We start from the raw sequence: 16,318 nt of genomic DNA on the forward strand, positions 1-16,318 counted from the left end.
TCATAGCGTATCCGGTGCCGCAGTCTGGCCTGGGTCGGGTTCTTCATCGACCGCTCTGGCAGCGTGTTTTGGCGGTAATGGTGCGAAATATCCCACCACCAGTAACAGAATACCAACACCGATGAACGAGACGATGCGCTCCATGCCACCGCGATTGCTCAGCTCAACGAAGAACAGCTTGACCACCACCACCCCGATCAGTGCCGCGCCGCCTAGCCAGAGCTCGCGATTGGCGCGCACGTGACCGCCGATCATCAGGGCCAGCGCCATCAGCGTCCAGACGATCGACAACCCGGCCTGAACACGCATCGATTCAAGCAGCGCGTCGGTGCTCCAGGGCACATCGGCCCAATGATGGGCCGCGCGCATGACCATGGCCGTGACGAGTGCGAACAGTGAGGCGCCTGCAACCAGCAAGGGTTCGTTGCGGGTGCGCTTGAGGTCATTGCGCATCCACAGGCATACCCCGGCCAGAGCCAGCAACAGGCCGATTTCCAGCGGGTTGATCAGCGGGAGGTAAGGCAACGGATCTGCCGCACCGTCGCTGAACGTATTCGCCAGCCAGAACCACGCCAGCATCAAGGCCGCCAGTGGCGCAGCGGCCCCGGTATGATAAGCCTCGGGGCAGGCTCTCACCGGCCAAGGCCATTGACGTCCTGAGCTCATCGCCAGCAGGAACAGGCTGGGTAGAATCGCCCAGCCCAGCCAGCGCCAGGCGTTGTAGGACTCGGACAATTGCAGCAGGCCGAAACGCAGTTCCAGAGCCAGCACGGCGATCAGCAACAGGCAGCCTGTGGCGTGAGCGACACGTTGCGCGACAATGGGCAGCCGGTCTGCCAGATAGCGCAAGGTCAGCAGATGGACGGCGAATACAACCGGCCAAGCCAGCCAGCCCCAGTGATCGGCAGGGTGATAAAGCTCGCTCAGCGAGCCCAGCAACAAAACGGCGCTGACTGGCGTGAGCGTGCTGCACAGTGCGGCGAGATCTGGCCAGCGCAAACGCAATGCCAGCAGTGCCCAGAGTGCCGCGCTGAGCGATGCTGCTATCAACAACAGAGAGGTCTGCACATCGAGGGCGACGTAAAGTTGTACGACGCTGATCAGTGAAACCGTCCACCAGATCGCGCCCCATACCGTCAGCACCGTTCTGGCGATTTTCTGATCGATGACAGCCAAAGTGTTGAAGCGAAACATACTCCAGGCGCTGAACAGTGCCGCGACGGCCAGAATCATCGGTGTCCAGTAATTGTCAGCCGAGCTGGAGCTGCCGGAGTCACTGATCAGCATCGCGCTGGCGCACACTTGCAGCAGCAGACCGAAAGCCTGTGCCAGTCTGCGCTGTTGACGCAAGCCCAGACAAAGAACTGCTGCGCCTTCCACGGCCCAGGCGCAGGTCGTCCATTGCGAGCCAAGGCCCAGCGGAATCGCCAGGGTGGCGAATGCTACACCCAGCGCCAGGCAGGTCTCCATGAGCAGCAAGGTTCTGTCGGATGCGCGCTTTGCCAGCCAGCGTGCCAGGGACATGTAGATCAGGCCCAGCGCGAGCGCGCTGAGCGCTGCCCCCAGCTCCAGGTGTTCGACGAGCGCGTATTGCAGGCCATAACCTGCAATGGGGGTGCCTAATAACAGCGTGCCGTCCACGTAATCGCCTTGGCGGGCCGACCAGCGTAGCAGCGTATCGCGATTGCCATCAGGCGGTGGAGTATCGAGCTCCAGCAGCTTGCGACGTGCAAACAGCAGGCCGATGGCTAGGTACATCACGAAGAACAGAGCCAGAAAGGGCTCGGTACTCCAGAACAAGGCCGGTGTGTAGGCTTTGATACCCCAGGCGAAGCCGATACCGAACGTGCCGAAAAAGCCGATCAGGTTGAGAATGCGCCAGGCCTTGAACCAGGCGATGGCGATGATGCCCGCGTTGAGCAGGGCAAAGTAGCTGAACAGTGAGACATGGCTGCCTTGTCCGGTCGATGCAAGCAGTGGTGCCGCGAAGCCGCCCAGCGCACCGGCGCAGGCCAGAGCCAAGGAGTACTGCGTCAGCGCCAGAATGGCGGAAAAGCTGGTGATCGCTACCAACAGCGCAAAGCCCAGTGCCGGATCGAGGAGCGCGTGCAATTTCATCGCGGCAAAGACGGTAAGGTACAACACGCCGACACCTGCGCCTTGCAACACTAGCGCGTAAGGGGCATTGCGCAACCGCAGCCGCCATCCCAGGGCGAGCAGTGCCAGCGCACTGGCGGCGACTCCGGCATAACGCGCCTCAATCGGCACGATCATGCCTTCGGTGGCATAGCGCAACAGAAAGGCCAGACCCAGAAACAGCACCACTACGCCCACTCGCAGTACCGTATTGCCACCCAGCAGCCAGTTTTTTGCATGGGTAACGGCGCTGTCCAGCAGAGGGGGGCGTGCCGTTTTCGGCGGGTAGCGGCTCTCCGGGGCGGACTCGACATGCGCTGCTGTCTGAGGCTCTTCGTCGGGCAGGTCCCAGATCAGCTCGGGGCCGTCCGTGGGCGCTTCTATGATGATGGCATCCGCTGGAAGTGGTGCTGGGTCCTGTGCAGGCGGTACGCCGGGGGTGGACTGGCGTTCGAGCGCGCTCAGGCGCTGTTGAAGGGCATCGAGGGACTGGCGGGTTGCGAGCAGTTGCTGTCGTTGATCAGCGGATTGCCTGCCAAGCAGGCGCATGTGAATACCGGCCCAGACCGCCCAGCCCATGACTGCGCCAATCAGCGCGCCTGTCCACTCGTCATAACTCAGCGAGTAGCCCAGCGCTGCACCGCCCACCAGACAAATCCAAAGCACGCGACGACGTCCTTTTCGGTGTGTGAAGGTTTATCAGGCGCAGTATATAGGGGCGGGCGCCTCATGGCTCACGAGACTCAGGCGTGCTGAAGATAGTCATGGGGGTCACTGGATGCCTATCGTTCCTCACGCTCCAGCGTGGGAATGCCTTGGGTGACGCTCCGCGTCACAGAACTGCGTTACCACGCCGAAGCGTGGTAACGCTCTGACGTCAGTCTAGCGCCTTCCAGATATCGCCGGCGTACTCGCGAATGGTCCGGTCCGAGGAGAACCAGCCCATGCGGGCAGTGTTGAGGACTGCCGAGCGCCACCATTCCTTGGAATCGTGCCAGCGCTCTTCGACTTTGCCCTGGGCTGCCCAGTACGAGTCGAAGTCGGCGCAGACCAGGAAGCGGTCATACGCCAGCAGTTGATCGATCAGCCCCACGTACCGGTTTGGATCATCCGGCGAGAACACGCCACCACGAATCGCCTGCAGCACATCGTTCAGCCGTCCAGACGCCGCAACGTCGCCATGCGCATCGAACTCGCCTGCGCGCTTGCGGGCTTCGACCTGTTGCGAGGACATGCCGAAGATGAACATGTGCTCCAGCCCGACCTGCTCGCTCATTTCCACGTTGGCACCGTCCAGCGTGCCGATGGTCAGCGCGCCATTGAGGCCGAACTTCATGTTGCTGGTGCCTGATGCCTCCAGACCAGCCGTGGAAATCTGCTCGGACAGGTCGGCTGCGGGGATGATGCTCTCCGCCAGACTGACGTTGTAGTTGGGCATGAACACCACTTTCAGCAGGCCGCGCACCGTCGGATCGTTGTTCACGGTCCGGGCGATGTCATTGGTCAACTTGATAATCAGCTTGGCCGAGTGATAGCTGGCCGCAGCCTTGCCGGCAAAGATCTTCACCCTCGGGACCCAGTCGGTGCCTGGCTCGGCGCGAATGGCCTGATAAAGCGCAACAGTATGGAAGAGGTTCAGCAACTGGCGTTTGTATTCGTGGATGCGCTTGACCTGAACGTCGAACATAGCTGCAGGATTAACGGCAATGCCCAGGCGTTCGTGAATGATCGCCGCCAGCGCACGCTTGCTGTGCAAACGTTGATCAGCCATCCGCTTGCGGAACGACGACTTCTCGGCAAATGGCTCAAGCTCTTTGAGGCGGGTTTCGGCGTTGTCCAGAACGTCCTCGCCCAGCGCTTCGACCAGCATTTCGGTCAGCTTCGGGTTGGCCTGGAACAGCCAGCGGCGGAAGGTGATGCCATTGGTTTTGTTGTTGATCCGGTCTGGATAGATCTTGTGCAGTTCGGCGAAGACGGTCTTGCGCATCAGTTGGGTGTGCAGCGCAGAAACGCCGTTGACGCTGTGCGAGCCAAGGAAGGCCAGGTTGCCCATGCGCACCCGACGACCGTTGTCTTCTTCGATCAGCGATACCGCGCGCAGCACGTCGACATCGTGAACACCCTTGTCGCGCAGTGTGTCGATGTGTTGTGCGTTGATCAGGTAAATGATCTGCATGTGGCGCGGCAGCATCCGTTCCATCAGGCCGACTGACCAGGTTTCCAGCGCTTCCGGCAATAATGTGTGGTTGGTATAGCCGAGGGTGCCGACCGTGATTTTCCAGGCCGTATCCCACGGGATATTGTGGTTGTCGATCAACTGACGCATCAGCTCGGCCACCGCGATCGAGGGGTGCGTGTCGTTCATCTGGATCGCCGCATGTTCCGGCAGATCGGTCAGCGTGGCGTGCTGGTTCAGGTGGCGGCGCAGCAAGTCCTGCAGCGACGCGGAAACGAAAAAGTATTCCTGACGCAGGCGCAGTTCCTGACCTGCTTCGGTTGCATCGTTCGGGTAGAGCACGCGGGAAATACTTTCTGCGCGCACCACCTCGGCAACGGCTCCGAAGTGGTCGCCCGCGTTGAAACGCTCCAGATGCAGGTCTTCTACCGCACGGGCACGCCACAAGCGCAGGGTGTTGACGCTCTTGCCGCGCCAGCCGACCACCGGGGTGTCATAGGCAATGGCGCGAACGGTTTCGCCCGGACGCCATACCTGACGGGAATCGCCCGCTTCGGTCACGACCGTGTCAACGCTGCCGCTGAAGCCGATGGAGTACACCACTTCAGGGCGCTCGAATTCCCACGGGTTGCCGAAGTCCAGCCAGTTTTCAGTCTGCTCCTGCTGCCAGCCATCGACGATGCCCTGACGAAACAGCCCATGCTCGTAACGGATGCCGTAACCATGGCCGGCAATGCCAAGCGTCGACATGCTCTCCATGAAGCAGGCCGCCAGACGTCCCAGGCCGCCGTTGCCCAGTGCGGCATCGGGTTCAAGCAAGCGGATACGCTCGATGTCCACGCCCAACTCGGTCAATGCTTCGCGTGCGACTTCCAGCAGGCCCAGGTTGCTCAGGCTGTCGTAGAGCAGCCGGCCGATGAGAAATTCCAGAGACAGGTAGTACACGCGCTTCTGGACCTTGCGGTAAATCTGCCGCGTGTGGTCCATCCAGTGTTCGACCATGTGGTCACGGGCAGCAAGGGCAACAGCTTCAAACCAGTCATGCTCAAACGCATGGTCGGGGTCCTTGCCCACCGAATAGGTGAGTTTGGCGAGCACAGCGGCGCGAAAAGCAGCCACATCAGCGTCACGAACAAGTGGTTCCTGAGACATCGGTACAACCTCAAGTAGTCTGACGAATGGAAAACGGGATTCTTAGACTGTAGGCGTGTCGTCAGTTATTTCCTGAAAATAGCAGAAATAATTGCAGGCACAGCTCTCGCTTCGACCCAGCGCGACGGCTCTGGTTCGCGGACTGTTCAAATTGGCAAAACGCTTGCATTGATCGTTCCATCCCGATCAATGACGTGCAGCATGCTGATTCTTCGTTTCGGGTTTATGATGCCCCACGGCAGAACAATAGAAGCCTCTGAACTGGACTTATGGAGCACTTATGCAGACTTTGTACCCGCAGATCAAACCCTACGCCCGGCACGATCTGGCCGTGGAACAACCGCATGTGCTTTACGTCGATGAAAGTGGTTCGCCAGAAGGCTTGCCAGTGGTGTTCATTCACGGTGGCCCCGGCTCCGGATGCGATGCGCATAGCCGCTGCTACTTCGACCCCAACCTGTATCGCATCGTAACGTTCGATCAGCGTGGCTGCGGTCGCTCCACACCGCACGCCAGCCTCGAGAAAAACACCACCTGGAAGCTGGTAGAAGACCTGGAGCTGATTCGCGAGCACCTCGGGATCGACAAATGGGTCCTGTTCGGTGGCTCGTGGGGTTCGACGCTGGCGCTGGCTTATGCCCAGACCCATCCCGATCGTGTGCACGCGTTGATCCTGCGGGGCATATTTCTGGCTCGTCAGCAGGAAATCGACTGGTTCTATCAGGCAGGTGCCAGCCGTCTGTTCCCTGACTATTGGCAGGATTATGTTGCACCGATCCCGCTGGATGAGCGCGACAACCTGCTGGCTGCCTTCTACAAGCGGCTCACGGGGCCGGACCAGATCGCCCAGATGCACGCCGCCAAAGCCTGGTCGACCTGGGAAGGGCGTTGCGCAACCTTGCGCCCCAATCCACAGGTGGTCGACCGCTTTGCCGATCCGCACCGTGCGCTTTCCATTGCGCGCATTGAATGCCACTACTTCATGAACAAGGCCTTCCTCGAAGAAAACCAGTTGATCCGCGACATGCCGAAAATTGCGCATCTGCCGGCGATAATCGTCCATGGTCGTTACGACGTCATCTGTCCGCTGGACAATGCCTGGGAGCTGCATCAGAACTGGCCCGGCAGCGAACTGCAGGTGATTCGCGAGGCTGGGCATTCGGCTTCCGAATCCGGTATCGCCGACGCGCTGGTGCGTGCCGCCGCGCAAGTTGCACGCAACCTGCTCGATCTGCCGCCTGAAGAAGCATGACAGTGACCTGGTAATCGTTCCGAGTCTGGAAAGGCATCTATGAAAGGTTTGTTGCAGCGCGTGCAAAACGCACGCGTCGAAGTGGGCACCGAGGTCGTTGGATCTATTGATCAGGGCATATTGGTGCTGGTGGGCATAGAGCCTCAAGACACCCGCGCCAGTGCCGATAAGTTGCTGCACAAGCTGCTCAACTATCGAGTGTTCAGCGATGCCGAGGGCAAGATGAATCTGTCTTTACGGGATGTGGGTGGCGGGTTGTTGCTGGTTTCCCAGTTCACACTGGCGGCGGATACCAAAAGCGGGCTGCGTGCGGGCTTCTCGAAAGCCGCCGCCCCGGCACTGGGAGCCGAGCTGTTCGACTATCTATTGAGCCAGGCCAGAATCGCGCATACCGCCGTGGCCGCGGGCCAATTTGGTGCGGACATGCAGGTGCATCTAATAAATGATGGCCCTGTGACATTTTTGTTCGATACATAGGCTACGATTCCATCGTTTCTCCCCTGAGTTTACCGGTCGTGTGGGAAATAAATTTCTGTCATACCTGATGCGCTGTAGCGCGCGCTGCTGGATAATCGCGCGTTACGGGGATCGACACTGTTGGTCCATTTGGTATGACAAAAGCGGTTCTGACACCGGATTGGGGAATCATTAAGCCCATTCGGAGTCGGAACAATGCTCGCCAACCCGGCATTGATAGCTGGCCGTTGGTTTTTTCATCTGTTTTTCGGCGAGGGTTGCTCGTGATTGTTAGTCCCTGTGATGCTCCAAAGACACCTGTCAAGCGGTTGCGTAGTGCACTTCTGGCAAGCTCGGCCCTTGTATGCCTGTTCAGCGCAGGTCAGCTGTGGGCGTTCAATCTTGATGATGTAGCGGCAAAGGCCAAGGAAATGGCCGGGCAGAAGTTCGAGGCTCCTAAGAGCAATCTGCCGAACGAGCTGCGCGAAATGAAGTTTGCCGATTATCAGAAGATCCGCTTCCGTGATGACAAGGCCGAATGGGCGGGCGAGAAGACGCCGTTCAAGGTGTCGTTCTACCATCAGGGCATGCACTTCGACACGCCGGTCAAGATCAACGAAGTGACCGCGACCAGCGTCGACGAAATCAAGTACGACCCGAATCGTTTTGACTTCGGCGATCTGAAGATCGACCCCAAATCCACCGAGAAACTGGGTTATGCCGGTTTCCGTGTCCTGTATCCGATCAACAAGGATGACAAGCAGGACGAAATCATGACCATGCTGGGCGCGAGCTATTTCCGCGTGATCGGCAAGGGCCAGGTCTATGGCTTGTCCGCACGAGGCATGGCGATCGACACTGCATCGCCATCCGGTGAAGAGTTTCCGCGCTTCAAGGAATTCTGGATCGAAAAACCCGGCCCGGATGACAACCATCTGGTGATCTTCGCGCTGCTCGATTCGCCGCGTGCCACCGGTGCCTATCAGTTGACCCTGCGTCCCGGCACCAACACCCTGGTTGACGTGAAATCGCGCATGTTCCTGCGTGACAAGGTCAACAAGCTGGGCGTTGCTCCTCTGACCAGCATGTTCCTGTTCGGCGCAAACCAGCCTTCGCGTGTGCCCAACTACCGTCGCGAGCTGCACGATTCGAGCGGTCTGTCGATTCAGGCAGCCAACGGCGAGTGGCTGTGGCGTCCGCTGAACAACCCTAAACACCTGTCCATCAGCAGCTTCTCGGTCGAGAACCCGCGTGGATTCGGTCTGTTGCAGCGTGGTCGCGATTTCAGTCAGTACGAAGACCTCGATGACCGCTATGACAAGCGCCCAAGCGCCTGGATCGAGCCGAAGGGCGATTGGGGCAAGGGTACTGTCGAACTGGTCGAAATTCCGACTGCCGACGAGACCAACGACAACATCGTAGCCTTCTGGAAACCCGAGACTCTGGCAGAGCCGGGCAAGGAAATGGCATTCGATTACCGTCTGCACTGGACCATGCAGGAAAACTCGATTCACTCGCCGGATCTGGGCTGGGTCAAGCAGACTCAACGTTCCATCGGTGACGTGCGTCAGTCCAACCTGATCCGTCAACCGGACGGCAGCCTTGCCTTCCTGGTCGACTTCGTGGGCCCGGTACTGGCCGCACTGCCGGAAGACAAGACTATTCGTAGCCAGGTAACCACTGACGACAACGTCGAGCTGGTGGAAAACAACCTGCGTTACAACCCGGTCACCAAAGGCTACCGCCTGACCCTGCGTGTGAAGGTCAAGGACGCCGGCAAGCCAACCGAGATGCGCGCCTACCTGCTGCGTGAAATCCCTGCCGAACCGGGCAAGGAGCCTGCGCTGCTCGTTGCAGATAAAGCAGACGAGAAGAAGGCCGCCGCCAAGGAAGCTGCCAAGCCGGCAGTTGCCAAGGAGTCTGCCAACGACCAGGTAGAAATCGCCAAGGCCGACGCAACGAAGCCAGAAGCCGCCAAGCCTGAAGCAGGCAAGGCCGACGCTGCGAAAGGTAAAGGCGAAGTTGCCAAAGCCGATGCAGCCAAAGCCGATGCAGCCAAAGCCGACGTCGCCAAGGCTGACGCAGCCAAGGACAAGGACGGTAAAGAGATTCAGCAGCCTGAAACCGAGGCAGCACCCACCCATCCGGAACCGGCCAAGACGTTGCAAGTCATGACCGAGACCTGGAGCTATCAGTTGCCAAGCGATGAGTAATTCTCTACCGGTGCCAGTGTCTCTGAACGAGTACCTGGCGCATTTGCCGATGAGCGACGAGCAGCGGGCAGAACTTGCCGGCTGCAAGACCTTCGCCGAGTTGCATGAGCGTCTCTCTGCGCAGCCGGTCAATGATCCTGCCGAGGCCGCTCAGGCTTCGGTGGGTCGCCGTCTTACGCTGACGACCGCAGACCAGCTGGAGGACGCCGAGATGCTCGGCGTCGATGCCAGCGGTCGGCTGTGCCTGAAGGCTACACCGCCCATTCGCCGAACGAAGGTCGTGCCAGAGCCCTGGCGCACCAACATTCTGGTCCGTGGCTGGCGTCGGCTGACCGGCAAGACCAATCCGCCCAAACCGGATCACGACGATCTGCCGCGTGATCTGCCGAAGGCACGCTGGCGCACCGTGGGGTCGATCCGTCGTTACATTCTGCTGATCCTGATGCTGGGCCAGACGATTGTGGCTGGCTGGTACATGAAGGGCATCCTGCCGTATCAGGGCTGGTCGCTGGTTTCGCTCGACGAAATCACCCGTCAGACCTTCGTGCAGACCGCTTTGCAGGTCATGCCTTATGCCTTGCAGACAAGCATTCTGTTGCTGTTCGGGATTCTGTTCTGCTGGGTATCGGCGGGTTTCTGGACCGCTCTGATGGGCTTTCTTGAACTGCTCACCGGTCGTGACAAATACCGCATCTCAGGTGCCAGCGCAGGTAACGAGCCTATCGAAGCCGGCGCGCGCACCGCGTTGGTCATGCCGATCTGCAATGAAGACGTGCCACGGGTTTTCGCCGGTCTGCGTGCAACGTTCGAGTCGGTAGCCGCTACAGGTGATCTGGACCGCTTCGATTTCTTCGTCCTCAGCGACACCAATGAGACTGACATTGCCGTGGCCGAGCAACAGGCCTGGCTGGATGTGTGTCGCGAGACCAAAGGTTTCGGCAAGATCTTCTATCGCCGTCGTCGCCGTCGCGTAAAGCGCAAGAGCGGCAATCTGGACGACTTCTGCCGTCGTTGGGGCGGTGAATACCGTTACATGGTCGTGCTGGATGCCGACAGCGTCATGAGCGGTGAGTGCCTGACCAGTCTGGTGCGTCTGATGGAAGCGACTCCTGATGCCGGTATCATCCAGACCGCCCCGCGTGCGTCGGGTATGGACACGCTGTATGCACGCATGCAGCAGTTCGCCACTCGCGTTTACGGCCCGCTGTTCACGGCTGGCCTGCACTTCTGGCAGTTGGGTGAATCCCACTACTGGGGCCACAACGCGATCATCCGCATGAAGCCGTTCATCGAGCATTGCGCCCTGGCGCCGCTGCCCGGTAAAGGTGCCTTCGCCGGTGCAATCCTGTCTCACGACTTCGTCGAAGCTGCGCTGATGCGCCGTGCCGGCTGGGGTGTATGGATTGCCTATGACCTGCCGGGCAGTTATGAAGAGCTGCCGCCCAACCTGCTGGACGAACTCAAGCGTGACCGTCGCTGGTGCCACGGCAACCTGATGAACTTCAGGCTGTTTCTGGTCAAGGGCATGCACCCGGTTCACCGTGCGGTGTTCCTGACGGGCGTAATGTCCTATCTGTCGGCACCGTTGTGGTTCTTCTTCCTCGTGCTGTCCACGGCCTTGCTGGCGGTGAACACGCTGATGGAGCCGACCTACTTCCTTGAGCCGCGTCAGTTGTATCCGTTGTGGCCACAATGGCACCCGGAAAAGGCCGTTGCGTTGTTCTCCACCACCATTGTCCTGCTGTTCCTGCCTAAACTGCTCAGCGTCATTCTGATCTGGGCCAAAGGCGCGAAAGGCTTCGGTGGCAAATTCAAGGTCACTGTTTCGATGCTGCTGGAAATGCTCTTCTCGGTGCTGCTGGCACCGGTACGCATGCTGTTCCACACACGCTTCGTACTGGCCGCTTTTCTGGGCTGGGCTGCGACCTGGAACTCGCCGCAACGCGATGACGATTCCACGCCATGGATCGAAGCGGTGAAGCGTCATGGTCCGCAGACATTGCTGGGCGCATGCTGGGCCTTGCTGGTGTTCTGGTTGAACCCGAGCTTCCTGTGGTGGCTCGCACCCATCGTGGTCTCGTTGATGCTGTCGATTCCGGTCTCGGTGATTTCCAGCCGTACCAATCTGGGCCTCAAAGCGCGTGACGAGAAATTCTTCCTGATCCCTGAAGAGTTCGAGCCGCCGCAAGAGCTGGTCTCTACCGATCAGTACACCCATGAGAATCGCTGGCACGCCCTGAAGCAAGGCTTCATACGTGCAGTGGTCGATCCTCGGCAGAATGCTCTGGCCTGCGCGCTGGCAACCTCGCGCCACCGTCAGGCGAAGCCGATCGAAGTGGTGCGTATGGAACGTGTCGATCAGGCGTTAAAGGTGGGGCCGGCAAAACTCGGTAATCAGGAGCGCCTGATGCTGCTGAGCGACCCGGTTGCCCTTGGCCGTCTGCATGAGCGCGTCTGGAGTGAAGGTCACGAAGAATGGCTCGCCGCCTGGAGGGCTTCCATCGACGCTGATCCACATGCGCCGCTGCTGCCTTTGCAGCCTGTTGGCAACTCCTCGGAGCCGGTCCCGGTCTAAGATCGCCCGGCTACGAAAAAGCCCCTGACGCTTACCGCGTCAGGGGCTTTTTTATTGGGCTTTGTGGCAAAGAGCCACGCAAGCGAGGGGTAGGAGCGAACTTGTTCGCGAAGAAGGTTGTTCAGGCGATCCATGTTCGGAAGGCTTGGCGACCCCTTCGCGGACAGGTCCGCTCCTACGCCCGTTGGGCAGAATCAAAAGCAGGCTGGTGTATAACGCCAAGTGCCCCAGCGTCGGAATCCTTGCGTCGCAGATCTATCAACCCACCCTGAATTTCCCGACCAGTGTCTGCAAGTGCGTTCCCAGTCTGGCGAGTTCGACGCTGGAGGCTGCGGTTTGCTCGCTGGCTGCGGCGGTCTGTTCGGAAATATCGCGGACGCTGATGACGTTACGGTTGATCTGTTCCGCGACCACGCTCTGTTCTTCGCTGGCGGTAGCGATCTGCTCGTTCATGTGCTGGATGGTCGCCACTGTGCGGGTGATCTGCTCCAGCGCGCTGCCCGCACGGCGGCTCAGTTCAACGGTGTTGTCGGTCAGGGTGCGGCTGTTATCCAGCGTGGTTGCGACCTGCTGGGTACCGTTTTGCAGTGCAGCGATCAACTCTTCTATCTCTTCTGTAGACTTTTGTGTGCGTTGCGCCAGGCCACGCACTTCATCGGCAACCACCGCGAAACCTCGTCCGGCCTCGCCTGCGCGAGCGGCCTCGATGGCCGCATTCAGGGCCAGTAGGTTGGTTTGCTGGGAAACGGACTTGATCACGTCGAGAACGCCGACGATCTTGTTGCTTTCCAGCTTGAGCTCATTCATCGATTGGGTGGAGTTCACCACTTCGCGCGCCAATTGTTCGATCTGACTGATTGCCTGACCGACCACTTCGTCGCCGCTGCGGGCCTGTTGATCCGCCTGGGCGGCTGCCTGAGACGCCTCTTGCGCATTGCGCGCGACCTCTTGAACGGTCGCTGCCATTTCATTCATGGCCGTGGCCACCTGATCGGTCTCGTCCTTCTGGGTGTTGACCCCGGCGCAGCTCTGTTCGGTGACCGCCGAGAGCTGCTCGGCCGCGCTGGCGATCTGCGATACACCGGCGCTGATGCCGCCGATCAGTTCACGCAGGCTGATGGTCATGGTCTGCATGCTGCTCTGCAACTGACCCATTTCATCACGACGCGTTACCGACATGTTCTGGCTGAGATCGCCCTGCGCGATGCGTGCCGCTGCAGTCAGTGTCTGCTGCAATGGCACAGTGATCTGTCGGGTCATGACCCAGGCGGCGAGCAATCCGATCAGCAGTGCCAGGCCCGCGACGCTGCTCAGCGTAGCGCTGGAGTTGGCAGCTTCACTGTCGCGCTGGGCGTTTTGCAGGCGGTTCAGCGCGGCGACGGAGTCCAGTAGCGTCCCACCGAGACCTTCCATGATTTCCTGGTCCGCCTCGGCTTTGGCCTGAATCTGTTTGAACTCGTTCAGCCGTTCCCGATAGCCTTGCAGTGCTGCGGTTGCAGGTACCAGGCCTTGAAGGCTTTCGTTGCCCTCGTCCTGGGCGATCTGCCCGATTTCCTTGAGCGCTTCGTCAATGGCCGTGATGGCTGCAGTTTCATCTGCTTCCTGAGTGGTGAAGGTATACGCCTGTACCTGATAACGAGCGATCTGGACCTGCTGCCTGAGCTGGGAAATATTGGTGAATTCCTCCAGTTGCTCACTGCTGTCCTGTTCCTGACTTACGCTCTTGAGGACCTCTGTTTCAACCTGCGCGATCGCCTCGAGCGCCTGTTCTGACGCTTGTTCCAGGCGCGCGCGAATCTGGTTGCGGATCTGTCGGTTGGTCCGGATTTCCGTGAAGGTTTTCTCCATCCTGCTCAACGTCTCGAACTGTCCGTTGAGCAGCACAATGGTTTCTGCCTCTACGCTCTGTCGGTGCAGCGACGTGAGCTGGGCTTTCATTTCATTGAGCTTGTCTGTCACCAGTGCCGTGCTTTCCGGTGTCTTTTCTACGCGGTCGGTGATTCGTTCGGCGCGCAGGTCTTTGGTCAGGCTGTTGAGCTGAGCGATGTCCGAAAGTGACTCGGAGCGGTCGATCATGGTGTAAAGACCATGCCAGCCGGTGAGTGTGATAATCAGGGTCAGTAACAGCACCAGGCCGAAACCCAGGGACAGTTTGAATCTGACGTTCATGTTGCCGAGCGCGTGATTGATCAGTCGGAACATTGGAATCTCCTGCAATGAGCGAACAAAAGCACGTTACGAGCGAGTCGGGACGTGCGTTGTGAGCGCATCGGCAGGGTGATTCAGTGTGTGACCTGAGAAGGTCGTAGGAGATTTCCGAGTGCGAAGAGGGGGTGACAGGTGTCACGTTTTACCGGGTGAAGGACGCCCGTGCTCAGTGCTGGCACGGGCGGGAGCCTCTGTGGTCAGACAGTGAAGCGACTCACCAGCAACTGGAGATGGTTGCCCAGTCTTGCGAGCTCGACACTGGAGGCCGCGGTTTCCTCACTGGCGGCAGACGTCTGTTCGGACACGTCGCGCACGTTGATGATGCTGCGGTTGATCTCTTCAGCCGTGGCACTCTGCTCTTCGGCCGCCGCTGCGATCTGCTGGTTCATCGCCTGGATTGCCGAGACGGTTTTGGTGATGTTCTCCAGCGAGCCGCCGGCACGGCGCGTCAGCTCCACGCTACTGGTGCTCAGTTCGCGACTGCTGTCCATGACCGTTGCGGCCTGCTGTGTGCCGCTTTGCAGGCGGGCGATCAGCGCTTCGATCTCCTCGGTGGACTTTTGTGTGCGCTGCGCCAGACTGCGTACTTCATCGGCGACCACGGCAAAGCCACGACCCGCTTCCCCGGCGCGGGCGGCCTCGATGGCGGCGTTCAGGGCCAGCAGATTGGTCTGTTCCGCGACCGACTTGATGACGTCCAGCACACTGCCGATCTTGTCACTTTCCTGTTTCAGAGCACCCATCGCTTCGCTGGAATTGCCCACCGCAGACGCCAGGCGTTCGATCTGCGCGATGGCTTCGTTGACCACTCGCTCACCGTCACGAGCTTGCTGGTCAGCGGCCACTGCGGCTTCAGAGGCCTCCTCGGCGTTGCGTGCGACTTCCTGCACGGTCGCGGTCATCTCATGCATGGCCGTGGCCACCTGATCGGTCTCGACCTTCTGGCTGTTGACCCCGGCACTGGTCTGTTCGGTCACGGCCGACAGCTCTTCCGCTGCACTGGCGATCTGGGTCACACCGTCGCGAATCCCGCCCACCAACTCGCGCAAGCTGACAGTCATGCGCTGGATCGTGCTTTGCAGCTTGCCCAGCTCATCCTTGCGATCAACCTTGAGGTTACGACTGAGGTCGCCAGAGGCAACCCGCTCCACGACTTCAAGGGTCTCCCGCAGCGGTGTGGTGATCTGGCGGGTGATGACCCATGCGGCCAGGATGCTCAGCACCAATGCCAGCGCGGTAGCTGCTGCGATCATCGTGACCGACTTTTCGCTGTCTGCGTCGCGGCTCTTGTTCTGTCTGGCGATCAGATCATTACTGGTGGCCAGCATGCTGACACCGAGCGTGGTCATCTTTTCCAGTGCTACCCTGCTGGCGGCCTGCGCATCACGGTATTGGCCTACAGCGGCGCGATAGCCCTTGAGGCCGGCAATGGCCTGTTGCAGAGATGGCATGTAGTCGGAAGAAATATCGCCCGCCAGGGTGTTTATCCCGGTAATAGCATCGTCAATCGCCTGATTGGCATTCTTTTCAAAGTCGGGACGGCCGCTGTAGGTGTAACCGCGGACCTGAAAGCGCGCCTGTTGAATCAGCTTGCTGACCCCGACGATGCCGTTGAAGGCAAGGATATTATCGGCCTTGAGCAGCTCGGCTTCGATCTTGTCGGCCTCAGCCACCGCCTTGTCGGCGTTATCGCCCATCTGGCTGCGGCTTGCCTCGCGAGTGTCGATAGCCTTGGTCATCTCTTCAAACGACTGGCGATACTCGCGGGTTGACTGGATCTGGCCGTCCAGCAACTGAATATTCTCTGGGGTCCGCAGCAGGTTTCGGGCGGTTTGAAGTGCAGCGTCGAGCTGATCGAGCGTACTTCTTACTTCCGCTGCCGTCTCTGCGTTATATAACGATTCATAGCGCATCCGGTTGATGCGTAACTGAAGGGTCAGCTCGTTCACCTCTGCAATCGCTGTGACACGGTCCCCGCGGCTGATCAGTGACTGATTGCTGAACCAGCCGGTGGCCGAGATCATCAGTGTCATCAGCAGGACCAGCCCAAAGCCGATGGCCAGTTTCAAGCTTACGCTCGCGTTAGCGAGACGTTGAGATAACCCACTAGACATGACCGCTCCTTAGATGTCTGTTCTCTTACGAATGTA

General features: G+C 59.6%; 8 protein-coding genes and 2 pseudogenes. 4 read left to right on the forward strand and 6 right to left on the reverse strand.

The window, feature by feature from the left end:
- Together MME58_RS01470 and MME58_RS01475 are read right to left on the reverse strand one after the other, a co-directional pair.
- Positions 1–2,802 (reverse strand): DUF2339 domain-containing protein, encoded by a 2,802-nt coding sequence (locus tag MME58_RS01470; protein ID WP_055004904.1) that lies wholly within the window; start codon positions 2,800–2,802, stop codon positions 1–3.
- A 211-nt stretch (positions 2,803–3,013) separates the two neighbouring features.
- Positions 3,014–5,464: a glycogen/starch/alpha-glucan phosphorylase gene (locus MME58_RS01475; protein ID WP_054988141.1), complete on the reverse strand. Its 2,451-nt coding sequence runs from the start codon at positions 5,462–5,464 to the stop codon at positions 3,014–3,016.
- 280 nt (positions 5,465–5,744) lie between these two features.
- Here MME58_RS01475 and pip point away from each other — a divergent pair, with 280 nt between their 5' ends.
- The 4 genes from pip to mdoH all read left to right on the forward strand — a co-directional run bounded on the left by pip (position 5,745) and on the right by mdoH (position 11,960).
- Positions 5,745–6,716: a prolyl aminopeptidase gene (gene pip / locus MME58_RS01480; RefSeq protein ID WP_054988140.1), complete on the forward strand. Its 972-nt coding sequence runs from the start codon at positions 5,745–5,747 to the stop codon at positions 6,714–6,716.
- A 39-nt stretch (positions 6,717–6,755) separates the two neighbouring features.
- On the forward strand, positions 6,756–7,193 hold the full coding sequence (dtd, locus tag MME58_RS01485) for a D-aminoacyl-tRNA deacylase (RefSeq protein ID WP_054988139.1): 438 nt from the start codon (positions 6,756–6,758) through the stop codon (positions 7,191–7,193).
- Positions 7,194–7,456: 263 nt separating this feature from the next.
- Positions 7,457–9,385: a glucan biosynthesis protein G gene (locus tag MME58_RS01490; protein ID WP_054988161.1), complete on the forward strand. Its 1,929-nt coding sequence runs from the start codon at positions 7,457–7,459 to the stop codon at positions 9,383–9,385.
- Positions 9,378–11,960: a glucans biosynthesis glucosyltransferase MdoH gene (mdoH, locus tag MME58_RS01495; protein ID WP_054988138.1), complete on the forward strand. Its 2,583-nt coding sequence runs from the start codon at positions 9,378–9,380 to the stop codon at positions 11,958–11,960. Before MME58_RS01490 ends, mdoH begins: the two co-directional genes overlap by 8 nt.
- Before the next feature lie 258 nt (positions 11,961–12,218).
- On the opposite strand, the gene MME58_RS27650 is transcribed toward mdoH, so the two are convergent.
- The 4 genes and pseudogenes from MME58_RS27650 to MME58_RS27995 all read right to left on the reverse strand — a co-directional run.
- The gene (locus MME58_RS27650; protein WP_407075165.1) at positions 12,219–13,094 is read right to left on the reverse strand and encodes a methyl-accepting chemotaxis protein; all 876 of its coding nucleotides are present in this window, start codon (positions 13,092–13,094) and stop codon (positions 12,219–12,221) included.
- Positions 13,077–14,162 (reverse strand): annotated as a pseudogene (locus MME58_RS27655) (methyl-accepting chemotaxis protein); the annotation flags it as partial. The pseudogene MME58_RS27655 and the gene MME58_RS27650, both read right to left, overlap by 18 nt.
- Positions 14,163–14,365: 203 nt before the next feature.
- Complete coding sequence (locus MME58_RS27990) at positions 14,366–15,229, reverse strand: methyl-accepting chemotaxis protein (RefSeq protein ID WP_445940057.1); 864 nt, start codon at positions 15,227–15,229, stop codon at positions 14,366–14,368.
- A pseudogene (locus MME58_RS27995) lies at positions 15,221–16,282 on the reverse strand (methyl-accepting chemotaxis protein); the annotation flags it as partial. The pseudogene MME58_RS27995 and the gene MME58_RS27990, both read right to left, overlap by 9 nt.
- Positions 16,283–16,318 lie beyond the last annotated feature (36 nt).

This window comes from Pseudomonas syringae pv. tagetis, assembly GCF_022557255.1.
Taxonomy (GTDB): domain Bacteria; phylum Pseudomonadota; class Gammaproteobacteria; order Pseudomonadales; family Pseudomonadaceae; genus Aquipseudomonas; species Aquipseudomonas caricapapayae.

Bases quoted from the DNA above. Each gene is read 5' to 3' on its own strand.
- mdoH (WP_054988138.1), top strand. From the start codon at position 9,378: ATGAGTAATTCTCTACCGGTGCCAGTGTCTCTGAACGAGTACCTGGCG.
- MME58_RS27650 (WP_407075165.1), bottom strand. From the start codon at position 13,094: ATGCAGACCATGACCATCAGCCTGCGTGAACTGATCGGCGGCATCAGC.
- MME58_RS27990 (WP_445940057.1), bottom strand. From the start codon at position 15,229: ATGACTGTCAGCTTGCGCGAGTTGGTGGGCGGGATTCGCGACGGTGTG.
- pip (WP_054988140.1), top strand. From the start codon at position 5,745: ATGCAGACTTTGTACCCGCAGATCAAACCCTACGCCCGGCACGATCTG.
- dtd (WP_054988139.1), top strand. From the start codon at position 6,756: ATGAAAGGTTTGTTGCAGCGCGTGCAAAACGCACGCGTCGAAGTGGGC.
- MME58_RS01475 (WP_054988141.1), bottom strand. From the start codon at position 5,464: ATGTCTCAGGAACCACTTGTTCGTGACGCTGATGTGGCTGCTTTTCGC.